Annotated in this window: 17 protein-coding genes; 11 read left to right on the top strand and 6 right to left on the bottom strand. The window is 50.4% G+C overall.

Going from position 1 to position 22056, the window contains the following annotated elements; genetic code table 11:
- Nucleotides 1-46 precede the first annotated feature (46 nt).
- A complete protein-coding gene (locus ACYVH9_RS19925; protein ID WP_460638139.1) occupies nt 47-1726 on the bottom strand; it encodes a hypothetical protein in 1680 nt (559 codons plus the stop codon).
- Entirely contained in the window at nt 1723-2268 is a 546-nt protein-coding gene (locus ACYVH9_RS19920) for an RNA polymerase sigma factor (protein WP_460638138.1), read from the bottom strand. Before ACYVH9_RS19920 ends, ACYVH9_RS19925 begins: the two co-directional genes overlap by 4 nt.
- A gap of 135 nt (nt 2269-2403) precedes the next feature.
- Between ACYVH9_RS19920 and ACYVH9_RS19915 the strand changes: the two genes are divergently transcribed.
- Together ACYVH9_RS19915 and ACYVH9_RS19910 are read left to right on the top strand one after the other, a co-directional pair.
- The gene (locus ACYVH9_RS19915) at nt 2404-3282 is read left to right on the top strand and encodes a sugar phosphate isomerase/epimerase family protein (RefSeq protein WP_460638137.1); all 879 of its coding nucleotides are present in this window, start codon (nt 2404-2406) and stop codon (nt 3280-3282) included.
- A 111-nt stretch (nt 3283-3393) separates the two neighbouring features.
- Nucleotides 3394-6327: a PVC-type heme-binding CxxCH protein gene (locus ACYVH9_RS19910; RefSeq protein WP_460638136.1), complete on the top strand. Its 2934-nt coding sequence runs from the start codon at nt 3394-3396 to the stop codon at nt 6325-6327.
- A gap of 91 nt (nt 6328-6418) precedes the next feature.
- On the opposite strand, the gene ACYVH9_RS19905 is transcribed toward ACYVH9_RS19910, so the two are convergent.
- Entirely contained in the window at nt 6419-7747 is a 1329-nt protein-coding gene (locus ACYVH9_RS19905; RefSeq protein ID WP_460638135.1) for a UDP-N-acetylmuramate--L-alanine ligase, read from the bottom strand.
- A gap of 327 nt (nt 7748-8074) precedes the next feature.
- On the opposite strand from ACYVH9_RS19905, the gene ACYVH9_RS19900 reads away from it, so the two are divergent.
- A complete protein-coding gene (locus ACYVH9_RS19900; protein WP_460638134.1) occupies nt 8075-9553 on the top strand; it encodes a type III PLP-dependent enzyme domain-containing protein in 1479 nt (492 codons plus the stop codon).
- Between the two features lie 195 nt (nt 9554-9748).
- On the opposite strand, the gene ACYVH9_RS19895 is transcribed toward ACYVH9_RS19900, so the two are convergent.
- Nucleotides 9749-10276 (bottom strand): D-glycero-alpha-D-manno-heptose-1,7-bisphosphate 7-phosphatase, encoded by a 528-nt coding sequence (locus ACYVH9_RS19895; protein WP_460638133.1) that lies wholly within the window; start codon nt 10274-10276, stop codon nt 9749-9751.
- A 178-nt stretch (nt 10277-10454) separates the two neighbouring features.
- Here ACYVH9_RS19895 and ACYVH9_RS19890 point away from each other — a divergent pair, with 178 nt between their 5' ends.
- Together ACYVH9_RS19890 and ACYVH9_RS19885 are read left to right on the top strand one after the other, a co-directional pair.
- The gene (locus ACYVH9_RS19890) at nt 10455-11543 is read left to right on the top strand and encodes an OmpA family protein (protein ID WP_460638132.1); all 1089 of its coding nucleotides are present in this window, start codon (nt 10455-10457) and stop codon (nt 11541-11543) included.
- 408 nt (nt 11544-11951) lie between these two features.
- Nucleotides 11952-14066: an outer membrane protein assembly factor BamB family protein gene (locus tag ACYVH9_RS19885; protein WP_460638168.1), complete on the top strand. Its 2115-nt coding sequence runs from the start codon at nt 11952-11954 to the stop codon at nt 14064-14066.
- Between the two features lie 24 nt (nt 14067-14090).
- On the opposite strand, the gene ACYVH9_RS19880 is transcribed toward ACYVH9_RS19885, so the two are convergent.
- Together ACYVH9_RS19880 and ACYVH9_RS19875 are read right to left on the bottom strand one after the other, a co-directional pair.
- Nucleotides 14091-14573: a DUF3291 domain-containing protein gene (locus tag ACYVH9_RS19880; RefSeq protein WP_460638131.1), complete on the bottom strand. Its 483-nt coding sequence runs from the start codon at nt 14571-14573 to the stop codon at nt 14091-14093.
- A gap of 220 nt (nt 14574-14793) precedes the next feature.
- Entirely contained in the window at nt 14794-17469 is a 2676-nt protein-coding gene (locus tag ACYVH9_RS19875; protein WP_460638130.1) for a valine--tRNA ligase, read from the bottom strand.
- Nucleotides 17470-17650: 181 nt separating this feature from the next.
- Between ACYVH9_RS19875 and ACYVH9_RS19870 the strand changes: the two genes are divergently transcribed.
- The 6 genes from ACYVH9_RS19870 to ACYVH9_RS19845 all read left to right on the top strand — a co-directional run bounded on the left by ACYVH9_RS19870 (nt 17651) and on the right by ACYVH9_RS19845 (nt 22043).
- Nucleotides 17651-18577, top strand: a complete 927-nt coding sequence (locus ACYVH9_RS19870) for a DUF72 domain-containing protein (RefSeq protein WP_460638129.1) — start codon at nt 17651-17653, stop codon at nt 18575-18577.
- A gap of 171 nt (nt 18578-18748) precedes the next feature.
- The gene (gene hisH / locus ACYVH9_RS19865) at nt 18749-19342 is read left to right on the top strand and encodes an imidazole glycerol phosphate synthase subunit HisH (RefSeq protein WP_460638128.1); all 594 of its coding nucleotides are present in this window, start codon (nt 18749-18751) and stop codon (nt 19340-19342) included.
- Between the two features lie 111 nt (nt 19343-19453).
- Nucleotides 19454-20173 carry a 1-(5-phosphoribosyl)-5-[(5-phosphoribosylamino)methylideneamino]imidazole-4-carboxamide isomerase gene (gene hisA, locus ACYVH9_RS19860; RefSeq protein WP_460638127.1) on the top strand — a complete coding sequence of 240 codons (720 nt, stop codon included), beginning with the start codon at nt 19454-19456 and terminating at the stop codon, nt 20171-20173.
- Between the two features lie 60 nt (nt 20174-20233).
- Entirely contained in the window at nt 20234-20995 is a 762-nt protein-coding gene (gene hisF / locus ACYVH9_RS19855; protein WP_460638126.1) for an imidazole glycerol phosphate synthase subunit HisF, read from the top strand.
- Between the two features lie 2 nt (nt 20996-20997).
- A complete protein-coding gene (gene hisIE, locus ACYVH9_RS19850) occupies nt 20998-21603 on the top strand; it encodes a bifunctional phosphoribosyl-AMP cyclohydrolase/phosphoribosyl-ATP diphosphatase HisIE (protein WP_460638125.1) in 606 nt (201 codons plus the stop codon).
- A 98-nt stretch (nt 21604-21701) separates the two neighbouring features.
- Nucleotides 21702-22043, top strand: a complete 342-nt coding sequence (locus ACYVH9_RS19845) for a phage holin family protein (protein ID WP_460638124.1) — start codon at nt 21702-21704, stop codon at nt 22041-22043.
- Nucleotides 22044-22056: the final 13 nt, after the last annotated feature.

Raw genomic sequence — 22056 nt, 5'->3', positions numbered from 1 at the left:
GAATTACGTTACCGGTTTTGCAAATATGGTAACGTAATTCGGTGTGTTAGAAATGGTAGTTAAGTCCAAACCCAACGCCGATTGCCTGCGGCCGAACTTGCAATACGGCATCGGATTGCGTACCATTTTGCAGCGCCTGCTGGTAGGATCCTGTCAATGAGCCGGACCAGTGGTGGGTCGGGTGGTAATTGACTCGAAGTCCGGCAGTACCAGCCAGCGAGGTAGGGCGGTAGACTTGATCCTCCGGATTTATTTCCAGACTTCCGCTAATGGTATTCTTCAGAAAAACGTTGGCCATCACTCCACCCAGAACGGAATAGCTAATTTTCCGTTGGGGCAAAATATGGTAGCCGACGTTAACCGGTACCTGGATGTACTGAAAGTTATTGGAAACAACCTGGTCTGCCGGAATAACCTTCAGGTAAGATGAGTTGACCAGATTGTTCTTGTCTAGCCCGGTAGGAAGAAAGGAATTGCCATTCTGGGGAGCGGGAGCATCCATCGCCAACGAGGCATTAGGGCTGCTGCTGCGCACGGCATTGATGAGCAGGCTTTCCGTCTGGTTGGTGAAGGCGTTCGTTACCGAAGCATTGTTTTGAGTCTGCGATCGTCCATTCAGGTATTGTACACCGGCTTCTACGGACCAGTGTTTATTGAGCTGCACCCCGGTGCTGGCCTGCCAGGCCATCGAAATCTGGGCCTGATTCTGGAGCGTGGCTGCACTGGCCACTCGGCTGCTTTGCATAACACCATTATAAACGCTATATGCCTCGCCAAGCCTTGACTGTACAGATGCCATCGGATTGAACGACATGGGTGTTGCGGTCAAAGCTGCCCAGTATTCTTTTCGTGAGGACTCTTTCGGCTGTTGTGGTTCAATCGTCGTTTCGGGTGCCCGGTACCAGATGATTCGACTGATCGGGCGCGGAGCCTTGGCAACGGTTACTTTATTCTTGATGTAAGCGGCTTCGTAGGCTAGCCGCGTGTCGGCGGTTTCGGCGACTGGTTCAAAACCAGCTGGGGACGCTTCCGGATGAGCCATCGGTTGCTCGGGTGTGGTTGGCCGATCTGAGCCTGACTTCGACACACGCTGGGGGGAGTGAGCGTCGGCTAACCGCCCGGCATCGGGCTGACGTTCGGGGCCAGCTGAAGCCTGGGGTACTGCATTCGTCCGGTTCTTGGAGGCCAATACCGATTGATTTCTACGAACCTCACCAATTGTTCCAGTGTTTTCCGAACTTTTCTGTACCGATGAAATGGAACTGCCAGCAGCGCGTTTGCCGGGCGATGCCGAATGGTTCTGGGCTAGGGCTTCATCCTGTTGGTCGGTGTTTCCGGATTCGGGGCGTTGCTTTGCCAGGTCTGGAGTTGCCGGATTGGTAGACTGCTCTGGCGCGGCAGCAACGGTTTTATCCTGTGCTACCGCCTGATCGGCATTCGTCTTGGTTTGTGGGGACCCCGTCGTTTGACCAGCCACCGGGCGGTTGAGGTCTGCGGTATTAATAGATTGGGTTGCCCACCAGCCTACTAAAAGGGCAATAACAGATGCGGCCACTCCGTATACCCAGGGTCTTACCCGGGGCCAGAGTGGTATTATGGGCTCAGCCTCCTCCTCGTCTAACCGACGGGCAATGCTGTCCCAAAGCTCATCCGATGGGCTTTCTTCAGCATTTTCGAAGAGGTTGCGCCACTCTTCATTAAATTGTTCTTCTTTAGAGAGACTCATTTCGGAATCGGACGCTCGTTCTGAATCTTTTGTTGCAGCAGCATGCGGGCACGCGAAAACTGCGATTTAGATGTACCTTCTGAAATATCTAATAATTCCGCGATTTCGGGGTGTGTATAGCCTTCAATCGCGTACAGGTTAAATACAGCCTGACATCCCGGCGGGAGTTCCTGCACCATCTTCAAAAGTTGCTGGTAGTGCAGACCCGATAGGCTGTCTTCCGTCTGCGGTAGGGCATTGGGGGCCACATCGTCCAGCTCCGCCTGGTTCTGCCAGGGTTTCTGTTTACGAATGTGCTTTAATGCCGTATTGATCACAATCCGTTTGAGCCATGCTTCCAGAGGGCACTCGAAACGAAATGTATCAATATGCTGAAACGCTTTCACAAATGAATCCTGCAACACATCTTCGGCGTCGTCACGGTTTTTCGTATACCGTTGGCTAACCACAAAGAGCTTCCTGGCGAATAACTCGTACAGTTTTCGCTGAGCAGTTCGGTCTCTATGTCGACAGCCGTCAACTAACGCTCGTTCATCCAACATATTGTTTCATTCTCCTGACCCCAACGATGTAGTAATGGTTGGAATGCACTCAAAAAAAATTTACGCTAACCCACTGGCAACGAGCGAATATGAATTTTGACCTGTACTTTTGACTAAAATCTATTCCTAATCTCCATGAATCGACGCACCGCCCTCCGGCAAACACTGGGTTTTCTGAGCCTCAGTGAACCGGTTTTCCGAGACTTTTTCGTCTCTAAAATTACTTCACAAAACCCAAATGACCAACGCTTTCGCATTGGAGCCTGCGATTGGTCGATCGGGCAGTCCAGTAAAATCGAAGCCTTCGACGTAGCCAAAACCATCGGTCTTGATGGAATTCAGGTGAACATGGGTTCGGAAAAAAACGACATGCACCTCCGCCAAAAGAGCCTGCAAAAAACCTGGCGCGAAACCGCTAAACGAACCGGCGTTCAGATCGGTGGGCTGGCGCTGGGGGAGCTCAACAATGTACCTTATAAATCCGACCCACGGGCAGAACAGTGGGTTCAGGATAGCATCGCTGTTGCCAAAGCTTTGGGGACCAAAACTATTTTGCTGGCTTTTTTTAACAAAGGGGATTTAAAAAACGATCCACAAGGAACGCAGGTTGTGATTGAGCGGCTAAGGGCCGTTGCACCAAAAGCAGAGAAGGCGGGCGTGACGCTAGCGATTGAATCCTGGCTGAGTGCCGAGGAGCATATGACGATTATTGATGCAGTGGCGTCGCCCGCTGTGAAAGTGTATTATGACGTGTGCAACGCCACAGTAATGGGTTATAATATTTTAAAGGAAATTCGCTGGTTGGGAAAGCAAAAACAGATCGCTGAATTCCACTTCAAGGAGAATAGTTATTTGCTTGGCCAGGGAAAGGTGGATTACCCGGCGGTCCGCAAGGCGTTGGACGATATTCAATACCAAGGATGGATTCATATCGAAGGTGCTGTGCCAGAGGGTAAAACCATGTTGGAAAGTTACACTTATAATAATAAGTTTGTAAGAGATATTCTTTCGTAGGACGGTTTCTTCACTGTTCCACGATTTTTTGCAATTGTCACTTATTATAATAAGTTTATTAGTCCTTAAATGTTGTTTTTCAGGTAATTATTCCACGTGGAACACTAAACCATGAACGTAACTATTCCTAGCCCCCTTCGATCTCTAAGTGCGTCCGTTCTATTGGGAGGACTGACTTGGTGGAGCATTGCAGTACCTCAATCAGACCGGCAAGCTGGTGCCCGACCCGACCCCATTGAGCCCATTCGCAAGGGACTGATGGTAGCGTCCGATTCCAGCAGACTGTACCTGCCCGACGACCTGGAGGCCACGGTCTGGGCGGAGGCTCCAATGTTTTATAACCCGACCAATATTGATGTTGATACCCGCGGGCGCATCTGGGTAACGGAGGCTGTCAACTACCGAAACTTTAACAACAAACCCGAAACTCGGCTCGATCATCCGAACGGCGAACGGGTGGTTATTCTGGAAGATACCAATGGCGACGGCAAGGCCGACCACTCGAAAGTTTATGTCGAAGACAAGGACCTGGTGTCACCCCTGGGTATTGCAGTCATCGGTAACAAAACCATCGTGTCGGCGGCTCCGCATCTGGTTATCTATACCGACGAAAACGGCGACGATAAACCCGACAAAAAAGAGGTTTTTCTAACCGGCTTCGGCGGACTCGACCACGACCATTCGTTACACGCTCTGGTAGCCGGACCCGATGGACGCTGGTATTTCAATACCGGTAATGCAGGGCCGCATGCCGTAACTGATAAAGCTGGATGGACGCTGCGGTCGGGAAGTATTTATACAGGTGGCACCCCCTACAACAAACTTAACAAAGGCAATATGGTCAGCGATGACGGCCGGGTTTGGGTTGGCGGTTTGGCCTTACGGATCAACCCCGATGGCACGGGGTTGAAAGTAATGGGGCACAACTTCCGGAACAATTACGAAACCGCGCTCGACTCCTATGGCAATATGTGGCAGAACGACAACGACGATCAGGTGGTGGCCTGCCGGACCAGCTGGTTGATGGAGGGCGGTAATATGGGCTATTTCAGCCAGGATGGAACCCGGTACTGGCAAGGTGATCAACGGCCCGGCCAGGATGTTCCAACGGCGCACTGGCACCAGGAAGACCCCGGTGTTGTTCCGGTGGGCGACATCAGCGGAGCCGGTTCGCCAACAGGGATGGTTTTTTACGAAGGCGATCAGCTGGGCGAAAAATACCGGGGCGTATTATTGAGCGCCGAAGCGGGACGGAACGTTATCTTTAGCTACAAGCCCGAACCACAGGGGGCCGGTTACCGGATGCCGAGGACTGACTTCATCAGTACGTTTCCGCAGGTAGAAGAAGATTACAAATGGAACGACATCAGGGACGACATTCGCAAATGGTTTCGCCCGAGCGACGTGGCCGTTGGAACCGACGGAGCCTTGTACATTGCCGACTGGTTCGATCCGGTGGTGGGTGGACACCAGATGAAAGATAAAAAAGGGTACGGACGGATTTACCGAATTACACCGAAAGGGAAAAAGCTGACGAACCCGCAGATCAATACCGCAAAAACGAAAGGACAGATTCTGGCGCTGACAAACCCGGCGGTTAATATTCGGGTATTGGGTTTTGAAAAATTAAAAGCGCAGGGTGACAAGGTTGTAAAACCCGTGGCCAAACTGCTGAATGCACCCAATCCATACCACCGGGCGCGGGCCGTCTGGCTGCTTTCGCAACTCGGTCCCAAAGGCAGGCAAAAAGTGGAAGAATTGCTGACGTCCGATCAGGTCGATTTGCGGATTACGGCATTTCGGGCGCTGAAGCAGGTGCAGCCGGATATGGTGGCGCTGGCCCAAAAGGTAGTTGATGATCCGTCGCCGGCCGTTCGGCGAGAAGTTGCCATTGCCTTGCGGGATGTGCCCTTCGAACAATGCAAAGACTTGTTGATAAAATTGGTCAAAGGATACGATGGCACCGATCGGTTTTATCTGGAGGCTCTCGGGATTGCGGCTGACAAAAAAGAAGAAGCTTTGTATGCAGCCTTAAAACCGTCCGTTTCGGCTAACCCGATTCAATGGGATCAAAAAAGCACAAACCTGATCTGGCGGCTTCACCCGGTCAGTACGGTGGATTTAATGAAGCAACGGGCGCAATCCCCGTCGTTAACCGCCGATGCCCGCAAACAGGCGTTGGTAGCCCTTGGTTTCATGAAAGATGCCGCAGCCGCCCGGGCAATGGTCGAACTATCGAAAAGCCTGGACCAAACCGTTGCTCCACTGGCCAACTACTGGGTGAACTTCCGGCGGTCGAATGATTGGGCTACCTTGCTGAACTGGGATGAAGTGATGCCACCCAAGCTGTCGGAAGCTGAGCAAAAAGCGCTGGCCATGCGGCAGAAATTAATGGAGGAATATGCTCCGGCGGCAGACAAGCTGAAACTGGCAAAAGAGATGGCGGTGAATCCGGAGGGAGGGAAGCTGCTCGTTGGTCTGGCGGCTGAAAAGAAATTGCCGGAAAGCCTGAAGCCCGCTATCAGTGAAGTTATTTTTACCAATCCTGATCAGAGTGTGCGCACGATGGCAGGCGACTACTTCACTCGCTCCGGGGGAATGGCTTCGCTGTCGTTGAAAAAAATCGCGGCCTTGACCGGCAATGAGGCTACCGGTTTGACGGTTTTCAAAACCAACTGTGCTACCTGCCATCGTCACGGGCAAGAGGGAAAGGACATTGGTCCAGAGTTGACGAAGATTCATCAGAAGTTTGATCGGAACGGTTTGCTGGATGCCATTCTAAATCCGAGCGCCGGACTGGCATTTGGGTATGAGCCGTGGCTATTGACAACGAAAAACGGGCAGACGTTCTACGGTTTTCTGATCAGTGATGGTCAGCAGGCGGTGGTAATGAAGGATGCCGCCGGACAAAAACATACGATTCCAACGTCACAAATTGCCTCCCGCAAACAATACAGTACGAGCCTGATGCCCGATCCGTCGTCGCTGGGACTATCTGAACAACAACTAGCGGATCTGGTGGCGTATCTGCTGAAAAAGTCGTGAACTAGAAATGACGCAGATTAAAGGATTAACTAAGAAGCGTTAGTGACAATCTTTTAATCTGCGTCATTCCAGTTTAGATAGCTGTGGAGTGCTAATTCAGGCTATTGAACGTGGCTGAACCCATCAGCAGAAAAACCGTTGGCTGACCGTTGTTCTGGGTTTTTAAAAAAGTTTGTAAATCTGCGAAGTCAGAAAAAACCTGTAAATCGGGGCGGTCGAAAGCCTTTGCGAGCTCGTTGATTGAAAGAGATTCAGGACTCGAACCGGAGTTATAGAAGATAGCGGCTACATCGGCTTTATCCAGTTTGTCGCGGTACTGGTTCAAAAACGTCTTGTTCAAGCTACTAACCAAAGGCAGCTCAACACCAGCGATCAGTCTGTGGTTGGGATACTGGGCTTTTACCGCTTCGGTGGCGGCTTCTATTTTGGAGGGCGACTGAGCCAAATCCTGGAAAATAATGGTAGAGCCGTCGGTCGTCTTTTGTAATCGCCGGGGTAAACCCGTAAAGCTCTGAATTGCCTCATAAAACATTTCCTCCGTAATGCCCAGGTGGTCGCAGACGGCCAGAGCACCACTAAGGTTTTTCATGTTGTGTTTACCAAAAAACGCAACGGGCACGTTCCCCTGGTTTTTGGTGACCAGTACGGTTTTTCCGTTTTCGATCCGGTACGAATGCACGTCATACGGCTGGCGGGTTACATCCTCCCGTTCTTTCAGGGCAACGACGTCCAGCATGTCGTCGGTATCGTCAAAGACGATGGTTCCGGATTTGTCCATTGAATCGGCCAGTAACTCAAAATGACGGACATATTGCTCGTAAGTGGGGTAGAGGTTGGCGTGATCCCAGGCAATACCGCTGATCAGAACAAGATGGGGCTGATAATGCAAAAACTTTGGCCGGGAGTCGATGGGCGACGTGCCGTGTTCATCGCCCTCTATAATCACCACGGGCGCATCCGTACTCAGCCTAACGGCCGTATCAGAACCTTCGGTATCGGCCCCAATCAGGTAATCGAAATGACGTTGGTGGTACGTAAGCACGTGCAAAATCATGGATGCAATCGTAGTCTTGCCGTGGCTACCCGTAACCACGATCCGCTGTTTATTACGGCATAGGTGGTACACAAATTCCGGATAGGAGTACACCGGCAGGTTTAGTTCCTGCGCCCGTTGCAATTCTGGGTTGCTGGGTTGGGTGCGTACGCCCAGCACAACTACATCGAGACCATTGTGAATTGCGTCGGTATGCCAGCCAGCCTGCGCCGGCAGCAAACCGTATTGGTTAAGTTGGGTTCGGGAGGATTCGCTAAGTTCCTCGTCTGAACCAGTGATGTGGTGTCCCTGTTGATGCAGCGCAATGGCCAGGTTGGTCATGACGCTACCGCCGATGGCGATAAAATGAATGGTCAATGGCTTCATTCTGAATGAATTTGTGGCGCTAAAAATACAAGTTCTTTTGATTTTAAAATGAAAAGTCGCCGGAGAGGCCATAAAACCGAGCGTATCTACGGGTTGATGAGGCACGACTTCAAAAATTAACCCGATTAGCCGAATCAAAAACCGTGTTTTTTCGTTTTCAATAATGCGAAAGTATATTTATGCAGCAGCTTGACAATCAGGCGCCCGGTCTGTGTTACATTTTGTTTCTGTAAACAGGTTACCGCCCCGTTGCAAAGCTGCCTTTTTTATGGCATTTTCGCAGACTTTTTTCAAACCAAGACACTCTTTTATGCTTCTGCCGAAAGGATGAAAAGTTACAATGACCTGATCGAACAGACCTTTGAATTTCCAACCCTGGAATTCAAGGTGGAGAACAACAATCTGCTGTTTAACAATGTTCCGCTGATGGATATCATCAAGCAGTATGGAACACCGCTTAAATTGACCTATTTGCCTAAAATTACCGAGCATATTGAACATGCGCGTTTGTTGTTCAAGAATGCGATGAAGCGGTATAATTACAAGGGTACGTATACCTATTGTTATTGCACAAAGTCGTCGCATTTTCGTTTTGTCCTGGAGGAAGCCTTAAAAAATAAAATTCATCTGGAGACTTCATCGGCTTTTGACATTCCGATACTTCGGGAGTTGTACAAGGACGACAAGATTGACAAGAGTACCTTCATTATCTGCAACGGTTACAAGCGCCCCTTGTACACGCAATACATTGGCGAACTGATTAATGATGGATTTAACGTAGTTCCGGTTCTGGATAACCTGAAAGAGATCGAAGCTTACGAAAACGTGACGGCCGAAACCGTGAACCTAGGCATCCGGATCGCTACGGACGAAGAGCCGAATTTTGCGTTTTACACCTCCCGGCTTGGTATTCGATACAGTGATATTAATGAACTTTATCGTTCGAAAATCCAGAATAGCGATAAGTTCAAGCTGAAAATGCTGCACTTTTTTATCAATACTGGGATCAAAGACAGCGCCTATTACTGGAGTGAGCTGAGCCGGTTCATGTATAAATACTGCGAATTGCGGAAAATCTGTCCTGACCTGGATTCCATCGACATTGGTGGCGGCATGCCGATCCAAACGTCGTTCCAGTTTACGTATGACTATCAAGCTATGGTAGACCAGATTGTGGAAAGTATCCAGTGGATCTGCAATAAAAACAACGTACCGGTACCGCACATCTTCACGGAGTTCGGCAGTTATACGGTAGGAGAGAGTGGCGCCGTTATCTATAAGGTGATCGATCAGAAATTGCAGAACGACAAGGAGCTGTGGTATATGATCGATGGTTCGTTCATCACGCATTTGCCGGATTCGTGGGGCCTGGGTCAGAAATACATCATGCTGTCGGTGAACAACTGGGATAATCCGTATCAGAAAGTCAATCTGGGTGGGTTAACCTGCGATTCGCACGATTTTTACAATACGGAAGCCCACAGCGCCGATTTGTATCTGCCAATTTTTGAACGGGACACTGAAGATCAGTATATTGGCTTTTTCCATACCGGTGCTTATCAGGAGTCGCTGGGTGGCTATGGCGGGATTCAGCATTGCCTGATTCCGGCTCCGCAGCATGTTATTGTGGATCGGGACAGCGAAGGCAAACTAACAACGCGTCTGTTTGCACCCGAACAGGATAGCGAGGTAATGTTAAAAATTCTGGGTTATCAACAGACTGCAACACCGGTAAAACTGGAAATTGAAGCGGCTGCTGAAGAGCAGGAACAACCAGAAGAAGAATTAGAAAAACAGGAAAATTAAAATAGCACAGTTTTTGCCCTGTCCACAAAAGCCGTACGGCTTTTGTGGACAGAAAAAAGGAGGAGAAATGAAAAAGATCGGTATGATTTTGGGCCTGGTTGCCCTGGTATCACTCGGTTCATGTGCACGCAGGGCGTGTCCGGCGTATGACAGCCATTTGCAGCAGAAGCAGCCCGTTCCGACAGAACAAGTTGCTTAATTAACCGCAGCGAGCTCAACCACCATTTTTGAAGCTTCCAGTAAGTTGGACGCCTGTTGATCCCCAACTGGTGGCTTGGGTATCTCGTGCGTTATGTGCAACGTCCGCACGCCCACCCGCTTGCCGGCTTGTATATCCCGCAATGCGTCGCCGATCATCCACGAACGGCTGACGTCGATATTATATTTGGCAATGGCTTTTTCCAGCATCAAGGAATTGGGCTTGCGCAGGAGCGACTGCGTATCAAAATCAGGATGGTGCGGACAGTAGTAAATGTCGTCGATCAGGTGGCCACATTGATCCTGCAGATACTGGTGACACCGCATGACGTCATTCCGTGAATACAGTCCTCGGGCGATTCCGGCCTGATTGGTGACCACAATTAACAGATAGCCAGCGTTTTTTAGCAGCTGCAATCCCTCGACAACGCCTTCCGGAATAATAAAATCTTCTACCCGGTACACGTAATCTGTTCGGTCTTCGTTCAAAACACCGTCCCGATCTAAAAAAATGCACTTGCTCATTGTGTGGAATGTTATTATTTTCCTTGTGTGACTAATTTGAAGTCGTTCATTGTACATTGAACAACCTAATTAGTGATAAAATTATATTTTTTTGCTTTTTGTTGCTAAAAAAAGTGAAAAAAAGTATGTCTACAACGACAGTTCCATACGTTACAACGGGAGACAGGTGATGAATGGCATGACAAAACGGTGGTTTTTGATTTTATGGTTTCTGATAACCGGTTTTAATTTGGACGCGCAGGCGCAGAAAATCGTCCAGCGCGATACCGATCCACCCCAGGTAAATAACCATCATGGCGGTTTGGTGACCAAAGTAGAATACACGCAGCATAAAATGATTGTTCATTTCAGGGCTGAAAACAATGAGCATGCAACGATTTATGGACCAGGCCACCCCAACAGCTGGCGTCTGTACGATGAACAGAACAAAAAAGAGTATGCTCTGCTGTACATCCGAAACATTCGGGTTGACGGCAATCTCATCGTCCCGATGCTGGACAAACCGCAGGGAGAAGAGTTCACACAGGCTCGACTCCTGACCTGTGAAGCCCATTTTGAACGCCCTGGGAAGGATACACGAAAAGTTAACCTGATTGAAGAGGGAGTGCAGCAATACAAAAGTCGGACTCCAAACGGTATTAATGCTCAGTGGCCCTACAATGTATATGATCTTCGCGTACTGGTGTACAAAGATGATATGCGTAATGCTAGCCCACCCGCCACGAAAGCCGCCGTTAAACCGAAGCCAGCGGCTCCGGCCCCAAAATCAACCGTGAAGCCGAAACCCGCAACGCCGACCAAAAAACCGGCTCCCCAAACCGTTCCGAAGGATTCCGCGATTGCGCAAATACCACCTAAAACATTGCCGAAGCCCACAGCGCCAGCTCCCAAAGTAGAAAATTTTGGCTCGAATGTCGAAGCTGGCCGAACCTACCGGCTCAATAACCTGCTGTTTAACCAGTCGGCTTACGAGATCCAGCCGAATTCGTATCCCGAGCTGGATTCACTGGTGGCCCTTATGCAACGTAATCCTACGATGGAAATTGAACTGGCCGGCCATACCGATAACGTGGGTGATGCCAAGCTAAACATAGCCTTGTCGCAGAACCGGGTTAATGCGGTTAAAAGCTACCTGGTGAATAAGAAAATTCCGGCCAATCGGATCCAGACCAAGGCATACGGCGGAAGTAAACCCATTGCAAGCAACGCCCAGGAACAAACCCGACGCCTGAATCGCCGGGTAGAGGTGACCATTCTAAAGCAATAACTTGTTTCGGCTGGTTGCTACCAGGGAAGTTCTAAGAGGTTTTCAATCGACAAACCCGTCTTTTCTCTACCAAATCGCTGCGTATCGTTTAGTAGGTTGGCGAAGCTATATTCTTTTATCATCCAGATAAGGTACGGTTGGATTCTTCCCTGATCGGCGGAAAGAGGCCTTGCATTCTCAATCGGTTGCAGATCACATTCTTTTTAAGATGGCAACAGAAATAAATAGTAAGAACGTAGTGGTTAATTGAAACAGGATGCGGCCGCGTTCCGCCTACACCCGAGCATGAAACGTAGTGAAAAAATGAGTAAAACCACTGGCAATCATTTCTTGTCAGTGGTTTTTTGGCCCACCACCCGAAAAATGATTGTAGCGGGACTGGTTGTGGGGAGCTGGCTATTGTACGGTATGCAGGAGCCCGGTAACCAGTTGGAAACGGGCCGCGACTGGCCCAGTTACGGTGGGAATAAGGCAGGAAACCGGTATTCTCCTCTAGCGCAGATCAACACCCAAAACGTCAGGAATTTGCAGGTAGCCTGGACGTATGACGCTTCCGAAAAGCCCGACGCGAACGGTCGGCGGAGAGATCGGGCGATCCAGTGCCAGCCGATTGTTGTACACGGTATTTTGTACGGCACAACGCCCGAACTGAAATTATTCGCCCTGAAAGCCGGTACGGGTGAGCAGATATGGAAATTCGAACCTTCTAAAGATGACCGGCTTAATTCAAACCGGGGCGTCATGTACTGGGAAAGCGGGGACGATCAACGCATTCTGTATACGGTAGGCTCCAGCTTATACGCCGTTAATGCGCAAACTGGTCAGTTAATTACCACGTTCGGGAACAACGGGCGAACGGATTTGCACCAGGGACTGCAAACCAACCTGGACCACGACGTCAGTAAATTGTCGGTGACGGCTACATCACCCGGAGTTATTTACCGCAATACGGTCATTATGGGATCTAGTGTGTCGGAGTCGGGGGACGCTGCTCCGGGCCATATTCGGGCTTTCGATGTGGTGACAGGAAAATTAAAGTGGGTTTTTCACACCATTCCGCAACCCGGTGAACCTGGCTACGATACCTGGCCGAAAGATGCCTACAAAAAAATCGGTGGGGTTAATAACTGGAGCGGTATGTCGCTCGACGAAAAGCGGGGTGTTGTTTATTTTGGAACCGGTTCGCCCGCTTCGGATTTCTACGGCGGTGATCGGAAAGGAGCCAATCTGTTTGCCAACTGCATTATGGCGCTCGACGCCGAAACCGGCAAAATGAAATGGTATTACCAGACCATTCACCATGACCTCTGGGATCGCGATCATGCCTGTCCGCCCAATCTGGTGACGATAAAACGGAATGGAAAAGCCGTTGATGCCGTGGTGCAGGCCACCAAAGATGGGTTGGTATACGTGCTCGACCGTGATAAAGGCACCGCCCTGTTTCCAGTTGAGGAACGGAAAGTGCCCACTAATGGGTTGCCCGGTGAACATCCGTATCCGACGCAAAAATACCCGCTCAAACCGTTGCCGCTCTCCCGCCAGGTCTATACAGAAGCCGATCTGACGGATGTTTCGCCCGAAGCCCGCGCGTATGTAAAGGAACGTTACGAGAAAATTCGAACTGATCATAATTTTGCACCACCGAATACGACCGGAACCTTGTTGTTTGGCTACAGCGGTGGGGCTGAATGGGGCGGGAATGCGGCTGATCCTGACGGTATTTTCTATCAGAATGTAAATGAAGAGCCCTGGGAACTGATTATGACGGAGCGGGCTAACGTCAATAAACCCAATGCGCCGGTAACGGCCGGAAATGCGCTCTACATTACCAATTGCGCTGCCTGCCACGGACAGGATCGCAAAGGCAGTGGCCCAGAATTACCTCCCTTAGTCGATATTGGTAAAAAACGATCCGCCGACGAAATCAAAGCAATTCTAAAAACGGGTAGCGGCCGGATGCCTTCGTTTCAGCACCTTTCGGAGAAGGATCGCGATGCCATCGTCAACTTTTTGCTGAATAAAGAAACCAGTTCTCCCACGGTTGCCAGTAAGTCATCTGGTAATTCTGTCGAAAAAAACGCCAGCGGTTTTCCGTACCTGCCCGCCTACGTGAGCAAGGTTTGGCGACGGTTTACGGATCAGGATGGGTATCCAGGCATCAAACCGCCCTGGGGAACGCTGAATGCGATAGACCTGAACACCGGCGAATACCTTTGGCGAGTGCCTCTGGGTGAATACCCGGAACTGACGAGAAAAGGCGTTCCCATTACCGGAACCGACAGTTACGGTGGCCCGGTGGTTACGGCAGGTGGGCTGGTTTTTATTGCCGGTACGAAAGATGAACGAATTCGGGCGTTCGACCGGAAAAACGGGAAAATAGTCTGGGAATACCAGCTCCCGGCGGGTGGTTTTGCAACCCCGATTACCTATGAAGTGGCTGGAAAACAATATGTTGTCATTGCCGCTGGCGGGGGGCGTGGCCAGAAGCCCGGTGGAAACTACATCGCTTTTGCCCTGAAGTAACTACGGAATAGGGAAAGGAGTGATTCAGGTCTGTGTCAGATTATTCGTGTCGATCTGTTCGGCGGGATTTTCAAATGGATTTCGGAAGGTAAAAGCGAAACGAGTGGGGCCAAACTGGTTTAGGGCATCGAGCCGCTGACGAGCCTCCAAAGGCGTTGGAAACTGCCCGGCTTCCATCCACCACAAAGCCATGTAAAAACCCTGGAACTTACTGAACCACTCCCGGCGACGCTTCATAATGGCTGTATGGGCCGTATGATACGTGTAGTGTTTCAGTGCATCGATGGTTTCCCAGACGGACAGGTTAACCAGAATCAACTCATCGTCGAAAGCCTGAACGGTCGTGGCGTCGCCTTCATCCGTTTTGAGCCGCCAGACAAAACCGGTGCTTTGGTCGGCCAGAGCATTAATAGGGTCCAGATTGGCTACGAAGTCGGCCAGCAGAGGACTGTCAAGCGGAGCCAGCAGGTGGGCTACGTTGACCTGTGCAAGTTGATAGGTTGGCATAAAACAGCGGTTGAAAAGTCGAAATTGGGATAAGGCGGACATCCGTTCAATGCTGACCTGCCTGAAATGGTAAAAGCTCTGGTTGAAATGGCCAGATCGAGTTATCACCGGTAGAGCCGACGTGATGTAAGCCGGGAGTTCACCGCAAAAAATGAGTCCGTGTTTTGCGTTTCTCAGCAGGAAACGCAAAACACGGACTAAAAGAGATCAATCGAATAACTTACAAGGCGGCCAGATTTTCTTCCAGCGTCTTGATTTTCGCTTCGGCGTCGGCCAGTTTCTGCCGTTCGCGTTCGATCACTTCTGGCTTGGCGTTGGCCACGAATTTTTCGTTCGAAAGTTTCTTCATGACCGACTCCAGAAAACCTTTGGCGTAGGCTAATTCCTTCTCAATGTTGGCCCGTTCCTGCTCAACGTCAATTTCTCCGGCGATGTTGACGAAGAACTCCGTGTTTTTAATCAGGAAGGACACGCCCTCGGCTTTTTCGGTAACGTAGCTAATTTCGGAAACCACTGCCAGTTTCTGAATCAAACTTTCGAGCGGCCGGAAACGGACTGTGTCGTCGGTTTTGATTGCCAGCGGCAGGGCGGTTTTCGGGCTGATCTGTTTGCTGTTCCGGACATTCCGAATGGCAGAAATGATTTCGAACAAGGTATCAAAATCCGCCAGCAACGCTTTGTCAACGGCTCCGGCAGTTGGGTAGTCCGAAACACAGATGCTTTCGCCTTCTTGCCGTTCGCTGATCTCTTGCCAGATTTCTTCCGTGATAAACGGCATGAACGGATGCGCCAGTTTCATCAGCCGTTCGAAGAAGTCAATCGTTGCGTCGTACGTAACTTTATCGATGGGCCGGACCTGATCCTGCTGTTCGTAACCCGGCTTAATCATTTCGAGGTACTGCGAGCAGAAATCGTCCCAGATCAGCTTATAAACCGTCTGTAGGGCGTCCGACATCCGGTATTTGCTGAAATGATCTTCCAGATCAATCAGGGTCTGGTTCAACTTCGATTCAAACCACTGAACCGCCAGCGGTTTTTCAACCACCGACGTATCTTCGCTCACCCGCCAGCCTTTCACCAACCGGAAGGCGTTCCAGATTTTGTTGCAGAAGTTACGGCCCTGCTCCACCAGCTTCTCATCGTACAGCAAGTCGTTGCCCGCCGGGGAGCTGAACAGCATACCCGTCCGCACGCCATCAGCCCCAAATTGTTCAATCAGGTCAATGGGATCCGGTGAATTGCCTAACTGCTTTGACATTTTACGGCCAAGTTTATCCCGCACCATTCCGGTAAAATACACATTCCGAAACGGTTCCTGGCCCTTGAATTCGTAACCTGCCATAATCATCCGGGCAACCCAGAAAAAGATAATGTCAAAGCCGGTAACCAGGTCATTGGTGGGGTAATAATAATCCAGATCGCCCGGCGCGGCTTTCGGATCGTTCGAGTCGTTGGACGGCAAAAAGACTGACATGGGCCAGAGCCAGGACGAAAACCAGGTATCGAGTACGTCTTCGTCCTGCGTCAGATCGGTTTCGCTCAGGGCAAACAACTGGTATTTATCACGGGCAATCCGCAACGCGTCTTTCTTGGTTTTGGCGACGATGATAGTGCCGTCTTTCATGTAAAACGCCGGAATCCGGTGGCCCCACCAGAGTTGACGGCTGATGCACCAATCGTGCGGGGCTTCCATCCACGAGCGATACATGTTCTTGAATTTAGCCGGGTGCAACTGAACGGTATCGTTCATGACGTTTTCGAGCGCCGGTTTTGAAATCTCTTTCATTTTCAGAAACCATTGCAGCGACAGCTTCGGCTCAATGACCGCGTTGGTCCGTTCCGAAAACCCGACGTTCGACTTGTATTCTTCGGCTTTGACCAGATAGCCTTTTTCTTCCAGTTCCTTAATGATAGCTTTCCGGGCCGCAAACCGATCCTGGCCGACGTAAATCTGCGCTTTTTCGTTCAGCGTTCCGTCGTCGTTCAGAATGTCGATCACCGGCAGGCGGTGTTTGATGCCCAGTTCGTAGTCATTCGGGTCGTGGGCGGGCGTTACTTTCAAACCACCCGTACCGAAATCCATCGTCACATACTCATCCGTGATAATCGGAATTTCCCGGTTAATCAGCGGAATCAGGGCTTTTTTGCCGTGCAGATGCGAATACCGCTCGTCGTTGGGATTCACGCAAATAGCCGCATCGGCCATGATCGTTTCGGGCCGAACCGTGGCAATGGTGATGTAGTCGGGGTTTTCGTCGCCCTCTGCTCCATGCGCTCTGCTCCCCGCAATCTCATACCGAATATAAACCAGCTTTTGCTGAACCTCTTTGGTGATGACCTCCTCGTCCGAAACCGCCGTCCGGCCCTGCGGGTCCCAGTTTACCATCCGAACACCCCGGTAAATCTGGCCTTTATTGTACAGATCCACAAACGTGTCAATGACGGCATCGTACAGCGCCGGTTCCATCGTGAAGCGCGTGCGGTCCCAATCGCAGGATGCGCCGAGCTTGCGGAGTTGTTTCAGAATGATACCGCCGTATTTGTGGGTCCATTCCCAGGCATGTTCCAGAAACTTCTCCCGGCCGATGTCACGTTTTTCAATGCCCTGCTCCTTCAGCATCGCCACCACTTTCGCTTCCGTTGCGATGGATGCGTGGTCGGTTCCCGGCACCCAGCAGGCGTTTTTGCCCTGCATCCGGGCTTTCCGAATCAGCACATCCTGAATGGTATTGTTCAGCATGTGGCCCATGTGCAGCACCCCGGTTACGTTCGGGGGCGGAATGACGATGGTGTACGGTTCGCGCTCGTCGGGGGTGGAATGAAAAAAGCGGTTTTCCAGCCAGTACTGGTACCACTTTTCCTCGATGTCTTTCGGATTATACGTCTTTGAAATCATGTCGATGCGAAGTGCGAGGTGAGACTAGAGATAAAAGATTGTTCCGATTGGCTAAGTCTTTTCTCCTTTGTCTTACTTCTCTTGTCTATTTCATCCACAAAATTAGTCAATTCAGAACGGGCGCGAAAACGAAACACCGGATTTGGTGGTTTTACGTTCACACGACCATCTTTCTACGCTCATGGACTTCGGAAAACTGCCCAACGTTGATACCGTTGACTTTACGTTACCGGCCGATTCCTCTTTCAATCAAACGGTTTGGGACAAGGTGGAGCCGACCGTGGCTCCGGAAGTATTTATTGGTGGACCGCTCTGGTCAAATAAAACGTATGTGGGCCGAATTTACCCGTCGCAGGCCAAAGAGCGGGATTTCCTGCATTATTACACCCAGCAATTCAATACCATTGAGCTGAACAGCACCCACTACCAGATTCCGACGCCGGGAATGATTGAAAAGTGGAAAACCGAAGCCGCCAGTTCGTCGATCCGCCCCCGGTTTGTGTATTGCCCAAAATTTCCGCAGGCCATCAGCCACGAGCGGGCGCTGGTAGCCGCCGAGTCATTAACCGAAGAATTTGTCAATGCCGTGTTGAGTCTGGAAGAATTTCTGGGCACAACGTTCCTGCAACTGCCACCGAATTTCGGGCCAGACAAGTGGCCGGTGCTCGAAAAATACCTGAAGAGCCTGCCCGATGACCTGGAAGTTGCCGTGGAGTTTCGGCACCCCGACTGGTTTCGCAACCCGGGCATCTGGCAGCAAACGCTGGAACGGCTTTGCGCCCTGCACCGCCATGTCGTGATGAGTGATGTAGCCGGTCGGCGCGACGTGCTGCATATGAGTCTGACCAGCCCGAATCTGGTGTTACGATTTGTGGCGAATGAAGGCCACCGGACGGATTATGAGCGCACCGATGCCTGGGTAGAGCGACTGAAAACCTGGTTTGGAAAGGGGTTACATACAGCGTACCTGTTTATTCACGGTGGAGAGGAAAACGACACGGCCCCCGAACTGATTCGGTACTGGGTGCAGCGACTTAACGCGGTTTGTGGCCTAAATTTGCAGGAACCGACAATTCGACCGGAAGTGGTTCAGGGTAGTTTGTTTTGATTTTATAACTCGCCGGTTTACCTTTGCCGCATGAATCCTGCAAAAACCGTTCGTCATCATCATCACTCTGTCTGTTAGCACGGCAGAACGGATGCGTTTTTGGGGTTGAGCAACGAAACAACGAATTCCCGATACCAAGCCCGGTTCTGTCAACGAACCGGGTTTTTTGTTATGAAAACCGTCATTATCAAATACAACGCCGGAAATGTGCAGTCGGTAATGTATGCGCTGGACCGGATCGGCGCCAATTACCTGCTGACCGACGACGAAGCTGAAATCCGTTCGGCCGATAAAGTTATCTTTCCCGGTGTCGGTGAGGCCAGCACCGCGATGGCCTACCTGCGCGAACGCGGTTTGGATAAGGTCATTCCGTCGCTCAAGCAGCCAGTGCTGGGTACCTGCGTCGGGATGCAACTGCTTTGCCGGTATTCGGAAGAGGGCGATACAACCTGCATGGGGGTGTTCGACGTGGATGTTCGGCGGTTTCCGGCCACGCCCGGTTTCAAAGTTCCGCACATGGGTTGGAATAGCCTGACCAACCTGAAAGGACCACTGACGGAAGGGCTTCCGGACAATGCCTACGTCTATTTTGTGCACAGTTACTGCGCCGACGTTTGCCCGGAAACCACGGCGGTTTGCGATTATGTCCGACCGTTCAGCGCGATGTTGCAGAAAAATAACTTTTACGCGGCCCAATTCCACGCCGAAATCAGCGGCAACGTCGGACAACGAATACTGGAAAATTTTTTGAAAATAGATTCATAGCGATGAGAAGATAGACAAGAGAATAAGGAAGAACAAAAACCGTCAAAACATTCTCTTGTCTCAACTATCTTGTCTTAACGGTCCGCTGTCGCGGCTCTCTTGTCTGAAAAAATGCACATTATACCCGCAATTGACCTTATTGAAGGGAAAGCCGTTCGGTTAACCCAGGGCGATTACAGCCAGAAGAAAGAATACAACGCCCGCCCGCTCGAAGTGGCCCAGCAGTTTGAAGATGCTGGTTTGACGCGCCTGCACCTGGTTGACCTCGACGGGGCGAAGGAAAAACGCGTTGTCAACTGGAAAGTACTGGAACTCATTGCGGGCAAAACCGGGCTACACATCGATTTTGGCGGGGGTGTGCAGTCGGAAGAGGATTTGCGGATTGTGTTCGAATGTGGTGCCAGGCAGTTAACGGGTGGCAGTATCGCCGTTAAAAAACCAGACGTGTTCGAACGTTGGTTGAGTCAATACGGCCCGGAAGCGATCATTCTGGGCGCGGATGCTAAAAACGAAAAAATTGCGGTAAGTGGCTGGGAAGAAGCTACGGAGGTTTGGGTGTACGACTTTGTGGAAAACTATGTGGAAAAAGGGATAAAATACGTGATTAGCACCGACGTAGCCAAAGACGGCTTGTTGCAAGGCCCTTCGTTTGAACTGTACCGGAATTTACAGGACCAATTTCCGGGCCTAAATATCATCGCCAGCGGGGGTGTCAGCGGAATGCAGGATCTGGAAGTGCTGGCCGACATGAATGTATTCGGTACCATCGTCGGCAAAGCGATTTACGAAGGCCGGGTGACGTTGAAGGAATTATCGAAGTTTTTAAAATGAGAATAGCGGTTATATAGAATTTTCTCAGATGAACTCGGTGTACCAACACCTTATTAACTTATGCTAACCAAACGTATCATTCCCTGCCTGGATATCAAAGACGGCCGGACTGTGAAAGGAACTAATTTCGTCAACCTGCGCGATGCGGGTGATCCGGTCGAACTGGGCGCGATTTACGCCCGGCAAGGCGCTGATGAACTGGTTTTTCTGGATATTACAGCGACGGTTGACGAGCGTAAAACGCTGGTGGACCTGGTTCGGCGGGTTGCTCACGTGGTCAACATTCCGTTTACGGTCGGCGGAGGCATCTCGTCGAAAGCCGATGTATCGGCGCTGCTTAATGCCGGGGCGGATAAAGTTTCCATCAATTCCTCGGCGGTTCGGAATCCGGCGCTGGTGGACGAGCTGGCGCAGGAGTTTGGTAGCCAGTGCATTGTGGTTGCTATTGATACCCGGTTTGTCGACGGCGAACACGTTGTTCACACGCACGGTGGGCGGAAACCGACGGAAATCCGGACAATTCCCTGGGCGAAAGAAATTGAAAACCGGGGCGCGGGCGAAATTCTGTTGACCTCAATGGATACCGACGGCACCAAAGCCGGTTTTGCGCTGGAACTGACATCGCAAATTTCGGGCGCGGCCAACATCCCGGTGATTGCGTCGGGCGGTGCCGGTTCGATGGAGCACTTTGTGGATGTGTTTACGAGTGGAAAAGCTGATGCCGGATTAGCCGCCAGCATTTTTCACTTCAAAGAAATTGAAATACCGGCCTTAAAAGCATATTTGCGAAATAATGGTATCGAGATTCGTTTAACGGATTAAGGATGAAGACAGAAATTGATTTCTCAAAAAATACCGACGGTTTGATTCCGGCCGTCATTCAGGATGCCGAAACGGGCAAAGTGCTGATGCTGGGCTACATGAATCAGGAAGCTTACGCTAAAACTCTGGCCGAAAATGTGGTAACGTTTTTCAGCCGCAGTAAACAACGGCTCTGGACCAAGGGCGAAACCTCTACTAATTTCCTACATGTGCAGGAGATCAGGGTGGATTGCGACGGCGATACGCTGTTGATTAAAGCCCGGCCCGCTGGTCCAACCTGCCACACCGGAGCGGATACCTGTTTTGATGAAGTGAACGGAGGGAAAGGGTTATTTCTCAATTACTTGCAGAGCGTTATTCGGGATCGTAAGCGGAACCCGAACGAAGGTTCTTATACGGCGTCCTTGTTCAAAAAAGGCGTCAATAAAATTGCACAGAAAGTAGGAGAGGAAGCCGTAGAGCTGGTGATCGAAGCCAAAGACAGCAATGACGACCTGTTCAAAGGAGAAGCGGCTGACCTGTTGTATCACTACCTGATTCTACTGGAACAGAAAAATATTGATCTGGATGAGGTGATTGCGGTATTGCAGCAACGCCATTCCCGCTAAAGCCATCAAACAATGGTTTAAAGTTTACAGTTTGAAGATTGGAGTTAGGTATTTTTTCATACAACTTTAGCCGTCAAACTTTAAACTCTAAACGCATTATGGGTCTTATCATACGCATTCTGATCAGTGCCGTGGCGGTATTGATTGCCAGTTACATCCTGAAATCATTCGGCGTATTTGTCGACGGTTTTGGAACAGCCATCATTGTAGCCATTGTACTGGGGTTGTTCAATGCCATTCTGAAACCGATTTTGGTGGTACTCACCATTCCAATCACCATTATTACCCTGGGATTGTTTTACCTGGTCATCAACGTGTTGATGGTGTACTTAACCGCTTCGTTGGTACCCGGATTTCATGTCGATAATTTTATCGGGGCTTTATTATTTAGTATTATCGTGTCCATCGTTAGCAGCATCATCGGCTCGCTGGTTGATTGAAAATCAGAACTAT

Source organism: Larkinella harenae (assembly GCF_054780515.1).
The sequence above is the reverse complement of the archived record's forward strand: the minus strand, read 5'-3'. Positions and strand labels throughout refer to the sequence as shown.